General features: G+C 64.6%; 20 protein-coding genes and 1 pseudogene. 11 read left to right on the forward strand and 10 right to left on the reverse strand.

The window, feature by feature from the left end:
* Positions 1-69 precede the first annotated feature (69 nt).
* The 5 genes from irrA to HQ394_RS15385 all read left to right on the forward strand — a co-directional run bounded on the left by irrA (position 70) and on the right by HQ394_RS15385 (position 4,498).
* Positions 70-507 carry an iron response transcriptional regulator IrrA gene (irrA, locus tag HQ394_RS15365; protein WP_190263338.1) on the forward strand — a complete coding sequence of 146 codons (438 nt, stop codon included), beginning with the start codon at positions 70-72 and terminating at the stop codon, positions 505-507.
* A 137-nt stretch (positions 508-644) separates the two neighbouring features.
* Positions 645-1,064, forward strand: coding sequence for a rubrerythrin family protein (locus HQ394_RS15370; protein ID WP_190260958.1), 420 nt, complete (start codon positions 645-647; stop codon positions 1,062-1,064).
* A 116-nt stretch (positions 1,065-1,180) separates the two neighbouring features.
* Positions 1,181-2,515, forward strand: coding sequence for a heterodisulfide reductase-related iron-sulfur binding cluster (locus HQ394_RS15375; protein WP_190260959.1), 1,335 nt, complete (start codon positions 1,181-1,183; stop codon positions 2,513-2,515).
* A gap of 48 nt (positions 2,516-2,563) precedes the next feature.
* Entirely contained in the window at positions 2,564-3,151 is a 588-nt protein-coding gene (locus tag HQ394_RS15380; protein ID WP_190260960.1) for a DUF3501 family protein, read from the forward strand.
* 336 nt (positions 3,152-3,487) lie between these two features.
* A complete protein-coding gene (locus tag HQ394_RS15385; protein WP_190260961.1) occupies positions 3,488-4,498 on the forward strand; it encodes an IS110 family RNA-guided transposase in 1,011 nt (336 codons plus the stop codon).
* Positions 4,499-4,774: 276 nt separating this feature from the next.
* Here HQ394_RS15385 and HQ394_RS15390 read toward each other — a convergent pair whose 3' ends face one another.
* Entirely contained in the window at positions 4,775-6,916 is a 2,142-nt protein-coding gene (locus HQ394_RS15390) for a KAP family P-loop NTPase fold protein (RefSeq protein WP_190260962.1), read from the reverse strand.
* Between the two features lie 246 nt (positions 6,917-7,162).
* A pseudogene (locus HQ394_RS15395) lies at positions 7,163-7,267 on the reverse strand (chorismate synthase); the annotation flags it as partial.
* 1,920 nt (positions 7,268-9,187) lie between these two features.
* On the opposite strand from HQ394_RS15395, the gene nfi reads away from it, so the two are divergent.
* From nfi to HQ394_RS15425, 5 genes are all read left to right on the forward strand, one after another.
* On the forward strand, positions 9,188-9,853 hold the full coding sequence (nfi, locus tag HQ394_RS15405; protein WP_190260964.1) for a deoxyribonuclease V: 666 nt from the start codon (positions 9,188-9,190) through the stop codon (positions 9,851-9,853).
* A gap of 240 nt (positions 9,854-10,093) precedes the next feature.
* Entirely contained in the window at positions 10,094-10,663 is a 570-nt protein-coding gene (locus tag HQ394_RS15410) for a GNAT family N-acetyltransferase (protein WP_190260965.1), read from the forward strand.
* Between the two features lie 142 nt (positions 10,664-10,805).
* The gene (locus HQ394_RS15415; protein ID WP_190263339.1) at positions 10,806-12,089 is read left to right on the forward strand and encodes a glycosyltransferase family 4 protein; all 1,284 of its coding nucleotides are present in this window, start codon (positions 10,806-10,808) and stop codon (positions 12,087-12,089) included.
* Between the two features lie 242 nt (positions 12,090-12,331).
* Entirely contained in the window at positions 12,332-13,672 is a 1,341-nt protein-coding gene (gene lysA / locus HQ394_RS15420; RefSeq protein WP_190263340.1) for a diaminopimelate decarboxylase, read from the forward strand.
* A complete protein-coding gene (locus HQ394_RS15425; protein WP_190260966.1) occupies positions 13,669-16,119 on the forward strand; it encodes a DUF4175 domain-containing protein in 2,451 nt (816 codons plus the stop codon). Before lysA ends, HQ394_RS15425 begins: the two co-directional genes overlap by 4 nt.
* A gap of 110 nt (positions 16,120-16,229) precedes the next feature.
* Here the strand turns inward: HQ394_RS15425 and mnmA are convergent, their stop codons facing one another.
* Positions 16,230-17,408 carry a tRNA 2-thiouridine(34) synthase MnmA gene (gene mnmA / locus HQ394_RS15430; protein WP_223291630.1) on the reverse strand — a complete coding sequence of 393 codons (1,179 nt, stop codon included), beginning with the start codon at positions 17,406-17,408 and terminating at the stop codon, positions 16,230-16,232.
* Positions 17,409-17,636: 228 nt separating this feature from the next.
* Between mnmA and HQ394_RS15435 the strand changes: the two genes are divergently transcribed.
* Entirely contained in the window at positions 17,637-17,846 is a 210-nt protein-coding gene (locus HQ394_RS15435) for a TOBE domain-containing protein (RefSeq protein ID WP_190260968.1), read from the forward strand.
* 29 nt (positions 17,847-17,875) lie between these two features.
* Here the strand turns inward: HQ394_RS15435 and HQ394_RS15440 are convergent, their stop codons facing one another.
* The 7 genes from HQ394_RS15440 to cysE form a co-directional block, all read right to left on the reverse strand.
* A complete protein-coding gene (locus HQ394_RS15440) occupies positions 17,876-18,568 on the reverse strand; it encodes a TenA family protein (protein ID WP_190260969.1) in 693 nt (230 codons plus the stop codon).
* 11 nt (positions 18,569-18,579) lie between these two features.
* On the reverse strand, positions 18,580-18,918 hold the full coding sequence (locus HQ394_RS15445) for a ferredoxin family 2Fe-2S iron-sulfur cluster binding protein (protein WP_190260970.1): 339 nt from the start codon (positions 18,916-18,918) through the stop codon (positions 18,580-18,582).
* Positions 18,919-19,144: 226 nt separating this feature from the next.
* Positions 19,145-19,486 (reverse strand): HesB/IscA family protein, encoded by a 342-nt coding sequence (locus tag HQ394_RS15450; RefSeq protein ID WP_190260971.1) that lies wholly within the window; start codon positions 19,484-19,486, stop codon positions 19,145-19,147.
* A gap of 59 nt (positions 19,487-19,545) precedes the next feature.
* A complete protein-coding gene (locus tag HQ394_RS15455; RefSeq protein ID WP_190263341.1) occupies positions 19,546-20,796 on the reverse strand; it encodes an IscS subfamily cysteine desulfurase in 1,251 nt (416 codons plus the stop codon).
* Between the two features lie 29 nt (positions 20,797-20,825).
* Positions 20,826-22,037, reverse strand: a complete 1,212-nt coding sequence (locus HQ394_RS15460; RefSeq protein WP_223292113.1) for a cysteine desulfurase family protein — start codon at positions 22,035-22,037, stop codon at positions 20,826-20,828.
* Between the two features lie 21 nt (positions 22,038-22,058).
* Positions 22,059-22,589 carry an Rrf2 family transcriptional regulator gene (locus HQ394_RS15465; protein WP_190260973.1) on the reverse strand — a complete coding sequence of 177 codons (531 nt, stop codon included), beginning with the start codon at positions 22,587-22,589 and terminating at the stop codon, positions 22,059-22,061.
* Positions 22,586-23,419, reverse strand: coding sequence for a serine O-acetyltransferase (cysE, locus tag HQ394_RS15470; protein WP_190260974.1), 834 nt, complete (start codon positions 23,417-23,419; stop codon positions 22,586-22,588). Before cysE ends, HQ394_RS15465 begins: the two co-directional genes overlap by 4 nt.
* Between the last annotated feature and the right edge of the window lie 107 nt (positions 23,420-23,526).

Here is a 23,526-nt window from a genome sequence, read left to right on the forward strand (position 1 = left end):
TGCGTGAAACTTCGTCGCCAGCGGTGAATCGCATTGTTAGTGTCGGTTTTAGCTATTACTTTAGCGTTTATGAAAAAGCTTCGCCCCTACGGTCAAGTGATGGAACTGCTGCGACGCGCCGGGTTGCGACCAACGCGGCAGCGTCTGGCGCTCGCCCGTCTGCTGTTCGATGCTGGTGATCGGCATGTGACGGCGGAAAAGCTGCATGAAGAGGCCATCGAAGCCGACATCCCGGTGTCGCTCGCGACCATCTACAACACCCTGCATCAGTTTACCGCCGCCGGGTTGCTGCGTGAGATCATCGTCGATGCCGGCCGCTCATATTTCGACACCAACACCAGCACGCACCATCATTTCTTCCACGAAGACAACGGCCACCTTGAGGATATCCCCGGTGACAAGGTGGTGGTGGCAGTACTGCCGCCAGCGCCGCCAGGCACGCTGGTGCGCCGCGTCGATATCGTCGTTCGCCTCTCAACCAAAGAAAATACGACTTACAATCAATGACTTTGGAAGATTTTTAGAACTTCTAAAATGTCCTTTGACTTGCGTTTGCCGCGGTTCCATATTCAATCACGGAATGATTGCGGCGTGCGGTCTGCAACCGTACCGTTGCAGCAGTTTAACGAGGGAGAGATATGACGATGCCGGAACTGAAGGGTTCAAAGACCGAAGAAAACTTGAAGGCTGCGTTTGCAGGCGAGTCGCAGGCCAATCGTCGCTACCTGTATTTCGCGCAAAAGGCAGACGTTGAGGGCTACAACGACGTTGCCGCGGTGTTCCGTTCCACCGCCGAGGGTGAAACCGGACACGCCCATGGCCACCTCGAGTTTCTCGAAAAGGTCGGTGATCCCGCCACCGGCCTGCCGATCGGCCTCACGCCAGACAACCTGAAGGCGGCGATTGCCGGTGAGACCCACGAGTACACCGACATGTATCCGGGAATGGCGAAGGCAGCCCGCGAAGAGGGCTTCGGTGAGATTGCCGACTGGTTTGAGACGCTGGCAAAGGCGGAGAAGTCACACGCCGGCCGCTTCCAGAAGGCGTTTGACACTCTCGCCTAACGGCTGGCTGGATCGTTCGCGATCGGCGAAGCTGGCGATAGTCCGGTAAGACCGGCACGCGCTAGCTTCGCCCATTCACTCCCCCATTTGCAGCACTCCGGACGGGAGGTTTTGCCATGCGCGAAGGCAGCCTTGATGCGCCTGTTCGTCATCCGATCGCTTGGCGCGACGAGGATTTCTACGACGATGCCAAGATCGACGCCGAACTGCGCCGCGTCTTCGACATCTGCCACGGTTGCCGCCGCTGCTTCAACCTCTGCGACAGTTTTCCCCGCCTGTTCGACCTGGTGGATGCCACCGAGAGCGGCGAAGTTGAAGGCGTAGCCAGCAGCGAATTCAAGCAGGTGGTGGATGCGTGTACGCTCTGCGACCTCTGCTTCATGACCAAATGTCCCTACGTCCCGCCGCACGCCTTCGCCCTTGATTTTCCCCATTTGATGTTGCGCGCGCGCGCGGCCGAATTTCGCAAGCACGGCGTGCCCTTCGTCAAGAAACAGCTGACCGAGACCGACCGCAATGGCCGGCTCGCCGCGCCGGTGGCGCCGATCGCCAACTGGGCGACCCGCTGCGGCAATTCGCTCACCCGGCCGGTGATGGAAAAGGTTGCCGGCGTGCATCGCGATGCCCACCTGCCGGCCTTCCACGGTCACACCTTCGAGCGCCGCGCTCGGGCGCAGAAGCCGGAGCTCAATCGTGCCGCGCCGGCCTTCGGTCGCAAGGTCGCCCTCTACGCCACCTGCTTCGTCAACTACAACAATCCAGCCATCGGCGAGGCGATGCTCGCCGTGCTGGCGAAGAACGGCGTCGAGGCCGAGGTGGTCTATCCGGCCTGCTGTGGCATGCCGCAGCTTGAACACGGCGATCTCGCCCGGGTGGCGGAAAAGGCGCGGACGATTGCCGCCGAGCTCCGCCCCTGGGTCGACAAGGGCTACGACATCGTTTCGCTGGTGCCGTCGTGCAGCCTGATGATGAAGTTCGAGTGGCCGCTGATTGAACCCAACGACGACAACGTCAAGGCGCTGAGTCGCGCTGTCTTCGATGCATCGGAATACGTCGTCGATATCGCCAAGCGCCAGGGGCTGGCGCCGGGTCTCAAGCCCGTCAGCGGCGGCATCAGCATGCACATTGCCTGTCATGCGCGGGCGCAGAACATGGGGCAGAAGGCAGCCGAGATGCTACGCCTGCTGCCGGAGACACCGGTGAAGGTGATTGAGCGCTGTTCCGGCCACGGTGGCTCCTGGGGGATTATGAAGGAGCATTTCGAGGTCGCACTCAAGGTGGGCAAGCCGGTCGCCGAGCAGGCGAAGACCAACGGTAGCGCCTACGTGCTGTCGGAATGCCCGCTCGCCCGCGATCACATTGTCCAGGGTATGGAACGGCTGAACGGCGGCCCCGTCACCGTCGAGCCGGTGGTCCATCCGATCCAGATTATCGCCCGGGCCTATGCCTGAGGCTTATGCCTGAGCGCCGCGCCGGCTGTCGCAACGATGAGGACGAGCATGACCGCCCGAGTGATCACCCGTGAGGACATCCTGCCGCTAGCCGAATATGGCCGCGTCCGCGACAGCCGCCGTCGCGAAATGTCAGCCATCAAGCAGCATCGACGCGTCGCCGTCGGCCCCGACGTGACGTTCTATTTCGAGAGCTTCGCAACGATGCTGCACCAGGTGCACGAGATGCTCTTCATCGAGAAGGGCGGCGATGAGCAGTTGGAGGACGAGCTGCGCGCTTACAACCCGCTGATCCCCTCCGGCAGCGATCTGGTGGCGACGATGATGATCGAGATCGAGGATGCCGATCGCCGCGGCCGCGTGTTGGGCCAATTGGGCGGGATCGAGGAAACGATCAGCATCAGCGTCGGCGGCGAGACGATCAAGGCGGTGCCGGAAGGCGACGTCGAGCGGACGACGCCCGACGGCAAGACGTCATCGGTGCACTTCCTCAAGTTCCCATTCACCGCCGCGGCGATCGCCGCCTTCCGCACCCCGGGTGCCCGCGTCGTCCTCGCCATCGGCCACTCCAACTACGACCACATGGCAGCATTGCCGGAGCCGGTGCGCGCAGCATTGGCGGCCGACTTCGCCTAGCGACGCACCATCACTTCGTGGCAGGCGTCCCGCACGCCTCGCCCGACCACACCGTCCCGGAAGACGCTTTGTCCCATTCGCTACCGTTCGGAGGTCGCTGTTGTCTGCGTCCGCTCTGGTGCGCCTTGCGACGGTGAGCGACCCGGATCGTCGGCGATTGACTCCCTGTAGGGCAGGTCTAAAGCGAAGCGTGACCTGCCGGATGCGCCGGTGCATCCACCGCGTGCGGCGGGTTGCGCTTCGCTTCAAACCCGCCCTACCAAATTACCCGTTGGGGTGGACGGCCCCGCGGCATCTGGTGCCAAGGTTCGCTGTCAAAGTGAACAGGAGCCGTCCATGACCGAGATTACCCGCATTGCGATCGACACGTCCAAGTCCGTCTTCACCCTGCATGGCACGGATGCCGACGGGCGGGCGGTGCTGCGACGCAATCTGCGCCGCCAGGACATGGTGCCATTCTTCGCGCGCCGACCGCCGATGGAGGTGGTGCTGGAGGCCTGCGGCGGCTCGCATCACTGGGGCCGTGTGCTGGCTGGGCTCGGCCACACGGTGCGGTTGATCCCGCCGCAATACGTCAAACCCTTCGTCAAGCGCGGCAAGAACGATCGCAACGATGCCGAGGCGATCAGCGAAGCCGCGGCCCGGCCGGAGATGCGCGAGGTCGCGGTCAAGTCGGCGAGGCAGCAGGCCAACGCGATGCTGCTGTCGGTGCGCGAGCTCCTGGTGCGCCAACGCACGCAGCTGGTCAACGCGCTGCGCGGACACGCGGCCGAGTTCGGTCATGTCGGCCGCCTTGGCCGCCAAGGCGTGGCAAAGCTGCTGGCCGACGTCGCCGAGGACGCGGATCTGCCGACGCCGGCGAAGGACGCATTGGCGTTGCTGGGCGCCGAGATCGGTCGGCTGGATGCGCGGCTGGCCGAGGTCGACGCCCGGCTGGTGGCGCAACACAAACAGACGCCAACCAGCCAGATGCTGGCGGAGGTGCCGGGGATCGGGCCGATCGGCGCGCTGAGCCTGGTGCTGCGGGTCGACTTCAGCCAGTTCAAGTCGGGGCGGCATTTCGCCTCCTGGCTGGGGCTGACTCCGCGCGAGCATTCCACCGGCGGCAAGACGCGGCTGGGCGGGATCAGCCGCGCCGGCGATGAGCGGTTGCGCCAGCTGCTGGTGCTGGGAGCAACCGCGGTGATCAGGCAGGCCAAGCCGGGAAGAGCCTCGGCTTGGCTCATCGCTTTGCTGGCAAGGCGGCCGCGCAAGCTCGCGGCGGTCGCCCTGGCCAACAAGATGGCGCGCATCGTCTGGGCGATGATGACGCGCGGCGAGGCGTATCGCCAGCCGGCCACCGCCTGACCACTCTTTGATGCCAAGGGTGCAGGGCTGAGGAAGAGAGATGCTGATCGGTCGAGCCGACGATCCACAGAACCCGGGTAGCCCGGTGGCCATCAAGGCCGCTAATCCGTTTGGGCGTGGATCGCGGAACCCATCTGGGCCAGCGGACATCGTGCCGCGCAAAACAGGCCGGACACACGACTGCTATCGCACCAGATCAGATTTTCTCCCCCTCACCCCTTGCACCCAGGGGGCCGTCCACACACGGGCTACGCGTCCAATTAAGGGTGCGATGCTTCAATCGCCGTGGCCACCTCGTTGCAAGTCTCGATAGTGGCGGAGGACGGTCACGTCCTCGTTAGACCGAGAGCCGGCGTCGATAAGCTGGTTCACCCTCGTTTCGAAGCGCTCCACATCAAGGATTTGCTCGTAAGGACGCAAGTCGACGCGGACGGATCGCCGCCCGACGCGATCGCCCATACTATCGATCCCCATGCTGCGGCTCCAGGATTCGGAAGGGATGGCCCTCGCCATGGCGATAACAAACGCGTCATGGTCCAGGGCCTCGTCGGTCCATGACCGCACATGCGCTGCGCCATCGGGTGCGAGCCGCGACCAAGCAAACATGAGCAAATTGATTCGCGGGTGAGTGATGATCGAGCCGTTTTCGACCGACTGTGCAATCTTTTCGAGGCTGATTGTTCGGAATTGCGCAGCTGCTTGCTGGCTGACGAGTGGCTCATGTAATTTGCCGTCGCGCGGCTGGTAGCAGGCAATGCAGCGCTCAGCGAAATTAACGGCCCAATGGAGCGCGGCGTCAGCCATTGCATCGCGGTAGATGCGGTCGCGCTCGTCGTCTTCGAACCGTTCCGTAACCAGGACGTTGAACAGCCAATGTAACCGAAGCTGATTATTGCCCATTCCGAAGCCGCGCACAACGTCGGCCTCAACATCAAGCTCATCGCCGAGTGCAAAGAGCGTTGCGGTCAACGCGCCGACACGGTTGGCATCAATATCGCGCGCACGCACGGTCAGTTCTTCAAGCAAGAGCGCTGCGCTGGTCGAGCCGTTGCGCCGCCTGCGGGCCAAGGCCTCGCGGAAGGCGGTAGCGACGTAATCGCGATCGTCGGCGCGTGTTATTAGCGCCTCAATCCGCTCCGCCGGAATCACATCTTCGGACGGCGCAAAGGCGAAATAGCTCTGGAAGTTCTCAGCCGAGGCAATCAGACGCTCGCGGCGCCAATCGCTCCCATCGCCATGCCAGACATTCGCCCAAACCGAATCGAGACGCGGAAACAGGCGCTGCAGAACTCCACGCAGCCTTGGCCGTTCGCGTTCCGGCCGGGTCGCAATTCCCATGAGATTGTCGTAGTGTTCGGCGATGTCTTGCGGCCGCTGGCCGACGCGGTCACCCGCGCCGCATAGCTCGCTCGGGTGTTCACGGATGGCGCTGTAAAGGGCAGCATCGAAGACTTGGAGCGTGGCGAGAGCGAGAAAATCCGCACGGTCGACATTGCCGGCGACCGCTGGCCAAGTTATGGCGAGGTGATTAGCGATGCGCGTGACATCGCGAGGCGTGCGGATGTATGGCGCGACAACGTCATAAAAGACATTCCAGAAGCGCACACGTTGCTGCTCGCCCGGTTCTCCCATGACTTGGACAGCCGCTTCGACGACCTGCTGGCGCAGCACATCGACGAGCGGCGGGGGAAGTTCGAACGCCCCCTGAATGATCTTTTCCAGATAGCTCGGTCCCTCAGTCGGAAATCGCTCGGCGACGATCCGCTCAGCGATCGCGCGATCGAAGGCGAGCAAGTAGATAACGTTGGGTAAGCGCCCGACCGACTTCACCAGTCGAAAAATCGTGAGCGCGTCGTCGGGACTTAATCGATCGATGTCGTCAATGATGACTAGGAATCGCTTTTTCTGTTCGCTGAGCGCGTTAGACAGGTCTTTGTGTTCTTGGTCGACCGTGCGCTGATTGCTGCTCAGGCGCCCAACTAGGCCTGCAACACTCTCGATCAGTTCTCCAAGGCCCGGCGCTTTCAGGTTGGCGAGCGCTCCGGCGACAGCCCCGACCGCCGAGACGCAACGGCCGAGGTTAGCCAGTGATTTCCTGGCCGTTTTCGGCAGCGAGGGGCCGATCGCCTTGTTGAGCTCCTGGAAGAAGGCGAGTGTCAGCGTGTCTGCGCCTGCGAACCACCATGGATTGAAGGGGACGATGACAATGTAGCCCGCATCAATAGGCGCCTGCAGGTGATGACGGATGAGATTGATGGCGCTGCTCTTGCCTGTGCCCCACGCGCCATTGACTGCGAGCACGACGCCGGCGGGCGCGGCCATGCTCGCGATGCTCTTCGCAATGGCCGCGGCGAACGGGTCGAGGCCGAAACGATCGTCGCTCGGTGTAGCAATGGGCTGGTCATTGGACAGCGTCAAATGTGGAACTCCCAAAGCGCGCATATCTGAATTGCGCGACGAATGCAGAATGCTTCGGCCGTGGACGAAAAATTAAGATGGTCCCGGGAAATTGGACAGCTCGTGGAGTCGTAGACTTGCCGCATGCGCTATTCACCCAAGTCTTCCGGGGCAAAGCACACGCGGTGCCCTCATTTTAAACCGACTGCCGATGCTGCTGGGCCGGTGGATCATCGCCGGCAGGATTGGGGAAGGTGAGGGGCGGGGCTACCCGCACTGGGCCTTGTGGCGTAGGAGGTGGTCGGCGAGGGTGAGGGCCATCATCGCTTCGGCGACGGGGACGCCGCGGATGGCGACGCAGGGGTCGTGGCGGCGGGGAGATTACCGCCGCTTCGTCCAAGACCGTCACCATCTTGTGCGGTGGAATATCACCGTCTCCTGCGGAGTGGCCTCGCGCGTCCGTACCCCCATCCGGAAGTCTCGAGACCAAACCGAAGGTTTTTTATGCTAGACTCGATATTCAACAATGAGTGGATTGAAAATAAAGAAGAGGGGAACTTTGGGGGATCGGGAATCAAGGGGAGGCGGCAGGCGTGGTGCCCAGTAAACGCCATGATGCATCGTAGCAGGCGCCAGGCGGGCTAACAGCCCACCGCGTCACCGCCATTCGGTGATCGGGTCCGCCCGATGATCTCCTTTTCGCGCGATGAACGTGAGGAGGAGGGATTGTCATGCGAATCGCACGAACGCGTGGATCGACGGCGATCGTTGCCCGGGATCGGCTGATGCTATGCCTTTGCCGAGTATTGCGTTGGTTGCCAACCATGCCCGCAGCATTGCTCGCCGTCGCGATCGGCGCGCCGGCGGCGAACGCACAGACCATTGTTCCCGCCATCACCGGGGAAGCGGACGGCCTCTGGTACTGGGAGCTGCCGCAGACACCAAACGGCCTGCGGCCAACCCAGAGCTGGTCGGGCGCGGCATCGTCGCCAACCGGCGATATCTACGTCGCCGGCATGGATCACCAGACAAACTCCGCCCTTTATCGGCTGCGGCTCAACACGCTCACCTATCTGGGCGACGCGCGCGCCACCTCGACCGCTGCCGGCAACTGGCTGACCAACGAGACGGCGGAGAAGTTCCACACCCATCCGACCTGGCTGAACGGCAACGTCTATGTCGCCACCCTGCCCGATTCCAACCTCAACGCCAGCTATTTGGCGAAGCGCGGTTTCCACTGGTACCGCTATATACCGCCNGCATCCGCCACCTTCACCGACTTGAGCGCCGGTATCGGCACCGGCGTGGCGATCGCCCACGGCGGCCCGGTAAGCATCGCCGCTGACCCAACCCGCAACGTCATTTATGCGGCGATCAATCCCACCGGGCAGATCCTGCGCTTCAATGTGGCGAACCGAAGCAACACGGTTCTCGGCCGGCCCGTCTATGGACGACAGTACGTCTATCCCGGCCGATGGATGTGGGTGGACCGCAAGGGTCGCCTCTACTTCACGGCAGGCAACTCGAAGTCTGCCTATTACGGCGGAGAGTATGACCCTGCAATCTTCAACCATGTCTACTTCTATGATCCGGCGAGCGGATTCGGCCAGCGCATCGGCTGGAAACTGAACGATCAGCGGGCGATCGATGCCGGGCAGTGCTTTCCCAGTGCCGGCGTCTGCGTTCTCTGCGACAATGTCGGCCACATCTACAGGTTCAACGAGGTGGGGCCCACCTGGAGCTATCTCGGCAATATAGGTCAGTCGGACCAGTTCAAGTACGGCTATGTCTGGGTGTTTCATGTCCGGGCGGACCGCACTCGCGCCTACCTGATCTCAACCAACGGCGATTTTTTCGAGTTCAACCTGATAGCCAAGACTTCCAGGTGGATCGGCAATATTAAGAGCGTCGCGCCACGATTACAGCAACTGAAGTTTCTCTATGGCCACAACGCATGGGACAAGCAGGGCCGGTTCTTCTTTGCGGCCTTCTCCGACCAAGTGAAAACCGGACCGAACGTCCTGTTGACCGCGATCGATCCCGACCGCCTGAAGGCCACTTTCGGCACCGGCCAGTAGGCTCTTGCCGAAAGCCCATCCAACCTCGCTGCGCCGTGATCAAGGCGGCGCAGCCTCGGCGGCGGCGGCGGAACGCGACAGCGGGATGGTGGCACGTTCGCCGGCATGTTAAGCAAGCGGCGATGCCTGTGCCGCTGCCGAGCCTGCAACGACGGTGAGCGATCACCGCGACCCTGACGAGCGAGCCCCGCTTGGGACGGGCGCGGCCCCGGCCGTGTTAGCGTCGCCTCTGCATTCGTGGGCGCTGACACCGCGCGAGGCCATTCGCCTGCAAGCGGAACTGGCGTCACGGGTGGCGGCGACAGACCGGTTGGGCACGATCCGAACGCTAGCCGGAGTGGACGTGGCCTACGGCCGGCGCGGTGGCCCGGCGCAGGCGGTGGTGGTGGTCCTCAGCTTTCCGGACCTCGTACTGCTTGAACAGGTCCGCGTCACCCGGCCGGCCACCTTTCCTTACGTTCCCGGCCTCCTCAGCTTCCGCGAGGCGCCAGCCGTGCTGGAGGCTTTCGAGCGGTTGCGCATCCGTCCGGATCTCATTCTCGTCGATGGCCAGGGCGTGGCGCATCCACGCCGCTTCGGCATCGCCAGCCATCTCGGCCTGTGGCTCGATCTGCCGGCGATCGGCGTCGCCAAGTCGCGGCTGTGCGGCACTTTTGCCGAGCCGGGGCCGGAGCGCGGTGACTGGACGCCGCTGCGCGACGGCGAAGACGTGATCGGCGTCGTGCTGCGATCGCGAAGGAACACCCGGCCGCTGTTTATTTCCATTGGCCATCGCGTCAGTCTTGCCACAGCGGTTGGCGTCGTTCTTGCCTCTGGTCGGGGTACNCGCCTGCCGGAGCCCACTCGCATGGCCGATCGCCTTTCCAAGCAAGCTCACTGATCGCCGCCATCACTGTTTGCGTCGGCAACCTATTGGTATTCCTCTATTTATGTTGCGGCGAGGCGGGTCGCTGCGGACAGCTAGGAGGCGATTCGCGCTGACAGCCTGTGCCATCCGGCGCAATGTCCGGCCAAAATTTCAACCAATCCGATTGGCAAATGGTTGGCACCCCTTGCGGTAGGCAAATTGTTAACCAGCCCACTTGTATTGCGATGCGGCACACCATAGATGACAGCGATCATGAAACACATTCGCACCCTTCTGCCGCACGAGCTGCCGAAGTATCGCGAACACCTCCTGCGGCTAAACCCTGAGGACCGTCGCCTCCGTTTCGGCTATCCGATCACCGATGATGGCATCCGCGCCTTCGTCGATGGGCTGACCTGGCGGAAGGACCGTATCCTTGTTCATCACAGCCCGGCGATGCGGGTCGTCGGTGCTGCCCACCTAGCCATTGAGGATCGTGAGACTGCCGAGATGGCCTTTTCCGTCGAAGCGCCCTACCGCTGCCAGGGGCTCGCCCGCGAGCTCTTTCGCCGTGGCCTGCTGGCAGCAGGCAACCGTAACGTCCGCAATGTCTGCCTGCATTTTCTCGCCGAGAATGGCAGCATGCGCCACCTCGCCCGCGAAACGGGAATGGATATTCACCTCGAATCCGGCGAGTGCGAGGCCATACTGGCCGCACCGTCGGCGACACCGCAAAGCGTCTTTGCCGAACTGACCGCCGAAGCGCAGGCGCAAACCGATTACCTGAAGCGGATGAACCGGCGGGTGATGTTCCGGCCATCCCTGGCCATACGCCCAGCCTGAGCCCACATCACGCCACCGGAGACGTCGCTCCGGTGGCGGCTTTATCCCCGCCGGCGCCGTGGCTGCGCCGGAGCTCAGCACACGGTTGCCGAAGGCGCTGCCCGGCAGTTATGGTTCGCCGCCGCACGGCAACGGATCGGCGATGCGCATTCTCTTCGTTCACCAGAACTTTCCCGGCCAGTACAAGCATCTTGCCCCGGCGCTGGCGGCCGCCGGGCACCAGGTGCTGGCGCTGACGCTGGCCGCGGCGCCTCCGATGCCGGGTATCCGGGTGATCCGCTATCGGCTCGAAGGCGGGATGGCCAGCAATCAGCACCCCTGGCTGACCAACGTGGAGCCAAAGGTGATCCGCGGCGAGGCGGCCGCCAGAGCGGCACTGACGCTGAAACAGGAGGGCTTCGTTCCCGACCTCATCTGCGCCCACCCCGGCTGGGGCGAAGCGCTGTTCCTCAAGGACGTCTTTCCGCAGGCGCGCCTGCTCAGTTTCTTCGAGTTTCACTACCGGCCGACGGGAGCGGATTTCAACTTTGATCCGGAGTATCCGAGCGACGATTTCGCCTCCATGGCCAACCTGCGGATGAAGAACGCCAACAACCTCCTCAATCTGGATGCCTGTGACTGGGGCATCTCGCCGACGCGCTGGCAGTGGTCGACCCTTCCCGCCGTTTACCGGTCCCGGGTTAGCGTCATCCACGACGGGATCGATACCGCCATCGTCCGTCCGGACCCTCGCGCCAGCCTGCAGCTGCAGGTCGCTGACGTGACGCTCAACGCCGCCGATGAGGTGATTACCTTCGTCAACCGCAACCTGGAGCCCTACCGCGGCTTTCACAGCTTCATGCGCGCGCTGCCGGAGATCCAGCGCCGCCGGCCCAACGCCTGGGTGCTGATTGTCGGCGGCAGTGATGTCAGCTACGGCCGCGCCCTGCCACCAGGCGAAAGCTACAAGGAAAAGTACCTGCGGGAGGTGGGCCCGGCGCTCAATATATGCAGNCGCATCCGCTTCCTAGGCCACATTCCCTACCCGATCTTTCTCCGCATGCTGCAGGTCTCCGCCGTCCACGTCTATCTGACCTATCCTTTCGTCCTCTCCTGGTCGATGCTGGAGGCGATGGCCAGTGGCTGTCTCGTCGTCGGCTCGGCGACGCCGCCGGTGACCGAGGTGATCGAGGACGGTGACAACGGGCTGCTCGTCGATTTCTTCTCCCCGGCGGCCATCGCCGATGCCGTCGATCGCGTCCTCGACCACCCGACGCGCATGGCTGAGATCCGTGCCCGGGCGCGCGCCACCGTCGTCGAACGCTATGACCTGCGTACCGTCTGCCTGCCGCGCCAGCTGCAGCTGGCGGCGGCGGTGGCGGCCGGACGCACCGCCGAGCCGTCGCTGCCGCCCAATGCGCCGGCGCTTTCCCCCTCGCAACCCTGAGCACGACAAGGCATATTCCCTCCATGAGTACGCATTTTCACCGCATGCCGGTTGTTGCTGTCGTCACCATCATCGCCCTGACGCTGATCGTTGCCGGCTGCGGCAAGAAGGGGGCGCCGGAACGGCCGCTGGGGTCGGACTTTCCGCGCCAGTATCCAAACCCGAACCCGCGCGGGGCGTCCAACCGGACTCAAGTGCAGCGCCCAATTCGGACCCGCAACCATAAGCGGAGCAGCATCGTCGTGGATCATTTCGACTACCGCGCCGGCTACCTAGCAGCCGAAAACGTGCCGATCCGCCGCATCGCCGAGACGGTGGGGACGCCGGTTTACGTTTATTCCACCGCGACGCTGGAACGCCATTTCCGCGTGTTTGCCGCCGCCGTCGCCGATCTCGGCGCGCTCGTCTGCTATGCGGTGAAGGCCAATGGCAACCTTGCCGTGGTTCGCGCCCTGGCCCGTCTTGGCGCTGGCGCCGATGTGGTCTCCGGCGGCGAACTGCAGACGGCGCTGGTGGCCGGGGTGCCGGCGGAACGGATCGTCTTCTCCGGCGTCGGCAAGAGCGAAGAGGAGCTAGCCGCAGCGATCAGCGCCGGGGTGATGCAGATCAACGTCGAATCCGAGCCGGAACTGCGGCTGCTCAATCAGGTGGCGCTCGCCATGGGCTGTCGGGCGCCGGCGGCGATCCGCGTCAATCCCGACGTGGATGCACACACGCACGAGAAAATCTCCACCGGCCTCAGTGAGAACAAGTTCGGCATCGATTGGACGGCCGCGCCGCGGCTCTACGCTCGCGCCGCGGCGATGCCGGGCATTCGCCTCAACGGCGTTGCCGTCCACATTGGCTCGCAGCTGACCTGCGTCGAACCCTTCCGCGAGGCCTTTCACCGCGTTCGCGACCTGGTGGCGATGCTGCGTGCCGATGGCCACTCGATCGACACCCTGGACCTTGGGGGAGGTCTCGGCATTCCTTATGGCAACGAGGACGGGCCGCTACCGTCGCCGGTGGACTATGCCGCGGCGATCCGCCACGCGCTCGCCGATCTGCGCTGCCAGCTCATTCTCGAGCCAGGACGACTGCTCGTCGGCAACGCCGGCGTGCTGGTGACCCGCGTCCTTTATGTAAAGGAAGGCACCGCGCGCACCTTCGTCATCGTCGATGCGGCGATGAACGACCTCATGCGTCCGGCCCTCTACGACGCCTTCCACCACATCGTCCCGGAGCGACAGCCGGCCTGTGGCGTAGTACCGCGGGTGGTGGACGTGGTCGGTCCGATCTGCGAGACGAGCGATACCTTTGCCGCCGAGCGGCCGCTGCCGCCGGTTGTCGCCGGCGATCTCCTCGTCATCCGCACCGCCGGCGCCTATGGCGCTTCAATGGCGTCCTCCTACAATGCCCGGCCGCTGGCGGCAGAAGTGATGGTCAGCGGCGATGCCTTTGCCGTTGTCCGCGAGCGCGAAACCGTTGCCGACCTGCTCGCCCGCCAGCATCTGCCGCCGTGGTTCGAGTGGCCCACCCCAGCGACCCCAGCAGCGACCCCCGTGGCGAAGTCGGCAACATCCGGAGCGGACGCGCAGCCGTGAGCCAGGGGCAGCAGCGCCGTCTGCGGCGGTTGCTCTGGCTCTCTGCCGTCGCCCTATTCATTGAGCGCCTGTGGCCGCGGTTGTGGCCGCTGGCTGCCGTTGTCGGCGGCTTTCTCGCCCTTGCCCTTACCGATCTGCTGCCGCAGGTGTCGGCACTGGCGCACGTGGGCATGCTGTTTGCCTTCGTCGTCGTCGCCCTGATCGCCGCCGTCTACGCGTGGCCGGCCCTGCGTCCGGTCAATCGGCAGGCGGCGATGCGCCGGCTCGACCGCGATGCCGCACCGGCGCAGCGGCCGCTCGCCGCCACCGAGGACCGTCTGGCAGCCGGGGAGGGCGACCCCCTCAGCGTCGCTTTGTGGGCGCGGCATCGGCAACGGATGGCCGCGGCGGCACGGCAACTCCGTGTCCGCTGGCCGGCGCCGGATATGGCCCGCCACGAACCATGGGGCATCCGCGCCTTCGTCGTGCTGCTTCTCGTCATCGGTGTTGCCGCTGCCGGCGGCGACTGGCAGCCGCGATTGCTGCGCGCGGTATCGCCGGCAATCTGGACCGCAGGGCCGCCAGTGAGCGTCGAACTCTGGATTGCTCCCCCGGCCTACACCCGCCGGCCGCCCATCTTCCTGCGTGCCAGTCGTGGTGGTGGTGACGATGCCGCCGCGGCAACGCCGTCGGCGCCATTCGCGGATCTGGCGGTGCCGGTGGGCAGCCGGCTGGAGGGCAGAGTTACCGGTACCGACTCCACGGTGCGGCTGCAACTTGGCGACAGGGAGTTCGAGTTTACGCCACTTGCCAATGAGGCGACGGCGCCGGCAAGCCAGCGGGTGGACGCGGTAATCGAGACCGGCGACCGCATTGTCGTGCGTGGTGGCTACCGGGAGCTTGCCGCTTGGCCCTTGCGGCTGATCGCCGATGCGCCGCCTACGGCGAGCTTCCTCGAGACGCCGGCGGTGAAGGGCAACGGCCTTCTCGCTCTNCGCCATCAGGCGACGGACGATTACGGCATCAGCGAGGTCAATGCGATCATCCGACCCGAGCCCGCGACGGATGATGGCGAACTGCGCCTGGCGTTGGCGCTGACCGAGCCCGGCGCAGCAGTGATCAATGGCCACGACCTGCAGGACCTGTCGGCACACCCCTTGGCCGGCCGGGCAGTGTCGATCCGGATCGAAGCGCGCGACGGGATCGGCCAGACCGGGCTTAGTGCGCCGGTGACGATGACGCTGCCGCAACGCACCTTCTCGCACCCAGTGGCGAAGGCGATCATTGCCGAGCGCAGTCGCCTTGAAGCTACGGACGACGCGACGCGTCAGATGGTGGCTGGCAACCTTGATCGCATCGCCGCCAACCGGGAGGCTTACGCCGGCGACGTGGTGGTGGCGCTTGGACTCGCCGTCGCCAGCGCTCGGCTGCAGCAGGATCACGCCGCCACCGCGGTGGCGTCGGTGCGGGCGCTGTTGTGGGATCTGGCGTTGCGTCTGGAGGATGGCGGCGTGCCGGCGGCGGAGCGGCGGCTACAGGCAGCGCGCGAACAACTGATGGAGGCGCTGCAACGGAATGCGCCGGCGGAAGAGCTCGCACGGCTGATGGACCAGCTGCGCGACGCACTCAACGACTATCTTGCCGAGGTGGCGGCGGAGATGGCGCAGCGTCAGCCGGCTGCCATGCCGATGCTGGGCGAGATGCAGCGGGCGGAGGATCTGCAGGCTCTGCTCGATCAGGCGGCGGAACTGGCGCGCACCGGTTCGCGCGAGGCGGCGCAGGCGCTCCTCGGCGAACTGCAGCGTATGCTCGACGGCATTCGTCTCGGGCTGCAGCAGGGACCAACCGGTGAACGGCTGGCGCAGGCGGCGAAAACGCTGGAGGCGCTGAAGGCAATGGCGGCGGAGCAGCAGGCGCTGCTCGATCGGATGTTCCAGCGTTTGCGCAGCCAGCAGACGGACCGTCGCGGCGGCCGGCGTGAGGGCAGCGCCAGCAGCAATGATGCCGATCTGCAGCTTCAGCGCGGCTTGCGCCAGCAACTGGGCGATCTGGCGGACGAGTTGCAGGCGCAACTGGGCGGCATTCCCGATGCGCTGGGCGCCGCCGATCAGGGCATGCGCGATGCCATCGGCGGCATGGCCGGCAACCGGATGCAGGCGGCGGTGGACGGCGGCGGCCGCGCCGTCGATGCGCTCAATCGCGCGCTCGATCAGGCGGGGCAATCGCTGGCACAGCAGTTGAGTGGTGTGGTCGGGATCGCGCCCGGCGGCCAGGGCGGCGGCGATCCCTTCGGTCGCGGCGGTGCCAACGGCCGCCGCGGTTTCGCTGCCGATACGGTGAAGATCCCCGAGCAGGCAGAGACGGAGCGGTGCAGNGACCTGCTACGCGAACTGCGCCGGCGCGCCGGCGAGCGCGACCGCTCCGGCGACGAACTCCGCTATATCGAGCGACTGCTGCGCCAGTTCTAGGCGCTTGATCCCGGGCTTTGATCGAGCCGGTTCAGCGTGACGCGTGGGGCCGGGTTGATCACGCCTCCGCCGCCGCGCGCGCGCTGCCGCCATGCCGCGTACATCGATAGCTATGCGGCCGGGGTAGGGGCGTCGTCGCGGCAGATCCAGCCGCCGCCGAGTAGGCGGTCGCCCTGGTAGAAGACGCACGCTTGGCCGGGGGCGACGGCAGCGAAGGGCGCATCGAGCGTCACCGTTGCCGTGGCATCGGCCGCATGCCGCAGCGTTGCCGGCACCGCTGCCATCGTCGAGCGCATCTTGACCTCAATGCGATCGGTGTCGCCGTCCGCCGCCGCAGTGCCGAGCCAGTTGACCTCGCGCAGGCGGAGGTGCTGGCGGGCGAGCGCAGCTTGCGGCCCGACGACGACGCGGCCGGCCTCCGGTTCCAGGCGGATGACGTAGAGCGGTTCCGCTGCAGCGATGCCTATGCCGCGCCGCTGGCCGACGGTAAACCGTCCGACGCCGCTGTGCCGGCCAAGCACCCGCGCGTTGACATCGACGATTTCGCCCGGCTGCATCGCTTCCGGCCGCAGGCGGGCAAGCAGCTCGGCGTAGTTGCCGGTGGGCACGAAGCAAATGTCCTGACTGTCGGGCTTGCCCGCCACCTTCAGCCCGTGGCGCAGGGCGATGGCGCGTGTTGCATCCTTGCTCAGTTCGCCCAGCGGGAAGCGCAGGTAAGCGAGCTGGGCGGCGGTGGTGGTGAACAGGAAATAGCTCTGGTCGCGGTGCAGATCGTGGCCGCGATAAAGGGCCGCGCCCCCGGCGTCCTCCTGGCGGCGGACGTAGTGGCCGGTGGCGAGTGCATCGGCACCCAGTTCGATCGCCGTCGCCAGCAAGTCGCGAAACTTTACCCGCTGATTACAACGTACGCAGGGGATTGGCGTTTCGCCTTGTTGGTAGGCATCGGCGAAGGCATCGATCACCTCGGAGCGGAAGCGCGCCTCGTAATCGAGAACGTAATGGGCAATGCCGAGCCGGTCGGCGACGCGCCGGGCGTCGTGGATGTCCTGGCCGGCGCAGCAGGCGCCCGGCTTCGCTACCGCCGCCCCGTGATCGTAGAGCTGCAGGGTGATGCCGATCACCTCGTAGCCCTGTTCTGTCAGCAGCGCTGCCGTTGCCGAACTGTCGACGCCGCCGGACATGGCGACGACGACGCGCGTTGCCGCCGGCGCCTTGGCGATGCCAAGGGAATTGAGCGACGACTGGGCGTGACCGGCGACCGGTGGCCACTGAAAAGTGAAGGGCGGCAAGGGAAATGGGCTCCAAAAGCTAGATGGCCACATTGTAACGTCGTTTACGGTTGGCTAGTTATAAGCTTGCGGCGACCTTACCACCATCGGCCGCTAGGTTATACGCAAGGCAGGCGAGGCAAGCACCCTGCCAGCCACGGCCGTTGCAGATCGGAGACACGCCTCGTCGTCGTAGGCAGCGTCAAACCTGATAGACTCATCATTCAAAAATGGAAGGCAGGTCAGCAGATGAAACTCAGCGCACGCAATGTGATCAAGGGCACGGTGGTCGACCTTAAGACCGGGCCGGTCGGCGCCATGGTGCACGTCGATGTGGGCGGCGGCACGATTATTACCTCGACGATTACCGCCGAGTCGGTGAGCGACCTGGGGCTTGCCGCGGGCAAGCAGGTCTCGGTCATCATCAAGTCGTCGTCGGTGATGCTGGCAGTCGACTAACGATATTAAAGGGTCTCGGGGGGATGGGATCAGCATTCGTCGGTAGCGGCGAGGCCCATCTCCCAGAATGCCGCCTCGAGCCGGGTGGCGTCGCGGAAGGCCTGTGTCAGTGCCGGCATCCGGCCAGGACCACCGCGCCGCGCCATCCCCTCGTCCATCTGCTGCACGTGGGCAGCTGCCAGTGCCTGGTAGTCAGGATCGGCGTAGGTCTCGATCCAGCTGCGGTAGGGATTGCCGACGAGGGCCGTTTTCGCGTCGCTCACCAGCCGATGGCCGATCTCGGCATAGCCGACGATGCAGGGCGCCAGCGCCACCTGCAGATCGAGCAGATCGCCGGCGAGGCCCCGCTCAAGGACGTAGCGGGTATAGGCCAGGGTGGGGCCCGCCTCCGCAGCCGCCGCCAGATCATCGCTGCCCAGGCCCCATTGGGCGCAATAATCCACGTGCAGTTGCATCTCCCGATCGACGATGGCCGAGAGCCCGGCGGCAGCGGCGCGGATCTCCGCCAGCGTCGCCGCCTTGAAGGCAGCAAGACCGTAGGCGCGGGCCAAGTGGACGAGGAACAGGTAGTCCTGGATCAGGTAGTGACGGAACGCCGGTTCCGGCAGACTGCCGTCGGCAATGGCGCTGATGAAGGGATGTTCGGTGTAGGCACACCAGTCATCGGCGCAAGCTTGGCGCAGGTGCGCAAAAAGAGAGGCGGCAGGCGGTGCGTCGGACATTCTGACCTCGTTCAGTCCTCCGACATCATGTTGCGGGTGCCGGCAGGAAGGGTAACGGTCAGGCCATCGAGCGAGTCGGTGATCCGAATCTGGCAGCCAAGGCGTGAAGTATGGGTGAGGCCGAAGGCCAGGTCCAGCATGTCTTCCTCCTCGTCAGTGGGTGGGTCGAGCAGGTCGTACCATTCCGGATCAATGATCACATGGCAGGTGGAGCAGGCGAGCGAACCTTCGCAGGCACCTTCCAGATCAATGCCGTGCCGGTGAGCGACTTCAAGGACCGATAGGCCCAGAGGTGCCTCAACCTCGGCACGTGTTTTGCCGTCGGGTGAAACGAACGTCATTTTCGGCATGAAGTATTGTTCTCCTGGTCGCAGCCGAATTCTCCGGCCCGGCTGATGCCGCATGACACGCGTTCGGTCAAGTCAGGCGATGCCTCCGGTCTTTGCCGGCAGTCGTTTGCCGGTGCGAGACCCGGCTTCGCTGCCGGAAATGCCTTATGCCAGCCATGCGGCTCAGGCTTGGCCGTTTCGCTGGTCGCTTGTTGGCAGGCGCCCCATTATGGGTGGGGCGATGGACTCAGACGTGGAACGACTCGCCGCAGCCGCAGCGGCCCTTTTCGTTCGGATTGCGGAAGACGAAGCCGGACTGCATCTGGCTTTCCTGGTAATCCATTTCGGTGCCGAAGATGAACATCGTCGCCTTCGGATCGATGAAGATCGTCGCACCGTCAACATCCATCACCTCATCCGCCGCCTCCCGTGCGTCGGCGAAATCGAGGGTATAGGACAGACCGGAACAGCCGCGCGAACTGACGCCGATCCGAAGTCCGGCGGCCGGGTTGGCACGGCCTGCAAGGATCGCCTTGATTCGGGTGACGGCAGCAGGGGTTACGGTGATCGGCGACGGTCGTCCACTCATCACACTTTGATCCTCAGTCTAGTCCATAGTCCATGTAGCTCACAACGTGCTCCCGGTGCCTATTCCACCGTACCCAGGCGGCGCCAGCCGTCGACCGACCGGCGTGCCTGTAGCCGGTTCACTTCGGCGGCAAGGCGTTCGATCGCATAGTCGACCTCCTCCTCCGTCGTGAAGCGGCCGAGACCGAGACGCAGGCTCGCGTGAGCGGCTTCATTGCTCAGCCCGAGCGCCCGCAGCACATACGACGACGGCTCGATCGACGCGGATGTGCACGCCGATCCGGAAGAAACCGCCAGGTCGCGTAGCCGCACCATCAGTTCCTCGCCGTCAACCCCGGGAAAACACAGATTGAGATTGCCGGCCAGGCGACGATCCGCATCTCCATTCAGATAAATGTGCTGCAGGCGCGCGACAAGGCCATTGAACAGCCGATCACGCAACTTCCTCAAACGGTGTGCCTCTTCCTCCATTGTTGACGCGGCCAGAACACAGGCACTGCCGAAGCCAACGCAGAGCGGCGTCGGCAAGGTGCCGGAGCGCAAACCTCGTTCCTGGCCGCCGCCACTCAGCAGCGGGGCGAGACGAACACGCGGGCGGCGGCGGACGTAAAGGGCACCGATCCCCTTTGGTCCGTACAGCTTGTGGGCGGAGATGCTGAGCAGGTCGATGTTCATCGCCGTCACGTCGAGGGGAATCTTGCCGACAGCCTGCGCCGCATCGGTGTGAAAATAGGCGCCCTTGGCGCGGCAGATGGCGCCGATCGCGGCCAGTGGCTGCAGCACGCCGATCTCGTTGTTCGCCGCCATGATCGTCACCAGCAGCGTCTGCTCGCTGACGGCTGCCTCCAGGCGATCCAAATCGATCAGTCCGTTTGCGGCCACCGGCAGGACGGTGACGGTGAAGCCGTCCTGTTCCAGCGCACGGCAACTCTCAAGGACGCACTTGTGCTCGGTAGCGCAGGTGACGATCTGCGACCGATCACCCTGGTGGAAGCGGGCGATACCCTTGATCGCCAGGTTGTTGGCTTCGGTGGCACCGGAGGTAAAGATGATTTCCTTGGCATCGGCGCCGATGATTTGTGCCACCTGTGCCCGCGCCGTCTCCACCACGGTCTCGGCGGCGGTGCCGAAAGCGTGGCTGCGGGAATGCGGGTTGCCGAAGATCTCGGTAAAGTAGGGCAGCATCACCTGAACGACGCGCGAATCCGTGGGGGTCGTCGCCTGGTAGTCCAGGTAGACGGGGGTGACCACGGCGTCGGCAGCGCGGCTGCGGTCGCGCTCGGGAACTTGGTTCGGGACGTGCGCGGGCATGTTCATCCGTTCGACCCAGGAGCGTCAGCTCAGCCGGAGATGGTGAGCGAAGACGGGGTGGGACACGTGTCCGGCGCTAGCCGCGGTTCCACCCTGCCAGAGCCCTCCCCGGAGCAGACTTCCCCGGAGTTCTCCAGCGAGTGGTGATGGATGGCCTTCCACGCGGCGACAAAGCGATCCACATCGTCGGCGGCAGTCGTCCACCCGAGGCTAACACGCACCGCTGTCCTAGCAAGATCCTCACCAACCCCCATCGCTCGCAGTACGTGACTGATCTCGATCTTGCCGGAGGAACAGGCCGCACCGGCACTGACGGCAATCCCGCGCAGGTCGAAGGCGATCACCTGCGTTTCCGCCGGCAGCCCGGGCGTTGCCAGGCAACTGGTGTTGGGCAGGCGCGCCGTATCGGCACCGAAGACGCGGGTGGTGGGTGATGCGGCGAGGATTTCGCTTTCGATGCGGTCACGCAGCGGGGCGAGACGGGCGGTATCGTCAAGCCGTGCCGCAGCGACGGCGGCGGCGCCGAAGCCGGCGATGCCGATCATGTTTTCCGTTCCCGCCCGGCGACGGCGTTCCTGACCACCACCGCGCAGGAGGGGTGCAAACGGGAGCGCCGGGTCGACGACCAGGGCGCCGACGCCGGGTGGGCCACCCAGCTTGTGCGCCGATAGCGACAGCATCTGCACCCCCAGTTCGTCTATCTTGATCGGCAGCTTGCCGGCGGCCTGTACCGCGTCGCAGTGGACGAACGCCCCCAGCCGTCGCGCCATCGCGGCAATCGCCGCCACCGGCTGTAGTGCGCCGGTTTCGTTGTTGGCGAGCATGACGGATACCAGCGCCGGCGGCGGAGCGGCGCGCAGGTGCATGTCCAGGGCGTCCATGTCGACGACGCCGGCGGCGGTTACCGGAATGCGGATAGCACCGGCCACCGCCTCGCCCACCGACGCATGTTCGATTGCCGAAACGAGGACCGCTGCCGGCCTGGTAGCGGTCAGCGCCAGCGTATTCGCCTCGGTGCCGCCGCTGGTGAAGATGACCCAGGCGGGATCAGTCTCCACCAGCAGCGCTACCTGTTCGCGCGCGTCCTCCACAAGGCTTCTGGCAAGGCGGCCGAAGCGGTGGACAGAAGACGGATTGCCGACGATGCCTAACGCACGATTGACCGCAGCGACCGCTGCGGGTCGCATGGGAGTGGTGGCATTGTGGTCGAGGTAGAGCGANNAGCGGGCATCGTTGCGCAGGCATCGGTTTGCCGGTCAGGGCTAACTGGCGTGCCGGCTAACGGCGACCTCAGCCTCGGCATGGGTCAATTCAGCGGGTGAGAGTTCACCGCGCGGCAGCTCGCTGCGGCCCATGGTAAAGAGCATCCGGCTTGAACCGAGCACGCGCCTCTGACAGACGTCGGCCAGGGATACCGCGGTGAGATAGAGGTAGATCTGGTTGCCAAGCTCTTCCCAAAGGTCGTGCGTCAGACAGCGGCCGCGGTGGGAGTGGCAGCCCTGGGGTGAGCCGGGGGTACAGCGGGTGGCTTTGATAGGCTCGTCAACAGCAAGAATAATATCGGCGATACGCATGTCTTCGGGATCGCGGGCAAGCATGTAGCCACCGCCCGGTCCGCGCACGCTCGAGACGAGACCGGCACGGCGCAGCCGCCCGAACAATTGCTCCAGATAAGATAGCGAGATTTCCTGACGTTCCGCCACTTCAGCGAGTGCAATCGGTTTACCGTTGCTATGGTGCGTCAAATCCGCCATCGCCATGACGGCATAACGCCCCTTTGTGCTTAGTTTCACTTTTCGTTCTCCCCTTCCCGCGATTGAGGCTCCTCAGCCGAACAATCGGCCATGCGCGACCGGTCCCGCCCGGCCTCGCCGACACTGTTTTCCCCTGATGTGATGGCCTCGTCCTCGTCCTCCTCTTCGGGAGCCCTTCTTTCCAGTTCTGCCAGTCGGCTGGTGATTGCGTCGAGCCGGTCGAGCAGGCAAGCAACTTGAGCGCGAAGGTTGTCGATTGATGTCACCACCGGATCGGGACAGCCGCCCGCCGGAGTGCCATAAGCGGAAAATCGGCCGGACTCGGCGCGATCGCGCGGCATCACCACATGGGCGGGAATGCCGACGGCGCTCACGCCGGGAGCCACGTCGCGGGTCACCACTGAATTGGCGCCAACACGTGCGCCTTCGCCGATGGTGATCGGTCCAAGAATCTGCGCGCCGGAACCGACGATGACGCCGGACTTGAGCGTTGGGTGGCGTTTCACCGATACTTGGCTGCGCGAATCCACCGCGGGTGAGATGCCGCCCAGGGTAACGCCCTGGTAAAGCGTCACGTCGTCTTCGATGTCGGTGGTCTCACCGATGACGACGCCGAAGCCGTGGTCGATGACGAATCGGCGGCCGATGGTTGCCCCAGGGTGAATTTCCACCCCGGTGAACAGCCGGGCGACATGGGAGACGAGGCGGGCGGGCAATCGCCAACCCCAGCACCAAAGCCTGTGGGCGAATCGATAAACATAAATCGCATGCAAGCCCGGGTAACACAGCACGATCTCGATTCGAGACCGAGCCGCTGGGTCACGGGCAATAAAGGCGTCGATGTCCTCGCTCAAGCGCTTGAAAAGCATTTTTTTATCGGTAAAGTTAAAGCCCTTTGAAGGCCGTCAACTGTTAGATGCAGATAGCCCGCCAAAAGTTCACGGAAACATCCAAGGTATATATGATGCCTGACTAA

This window comes from Defluviicoccus vanus, assembly GCF_014672695.1.
GTDB classification, from domain to species: domain Bacteria; phylum Pseudomonadota; class Alphaproteobacteria; order Rhodospirillales; family Defluviicoccaceae; genus Defluviicoccus; species Defluviicoccus vanus.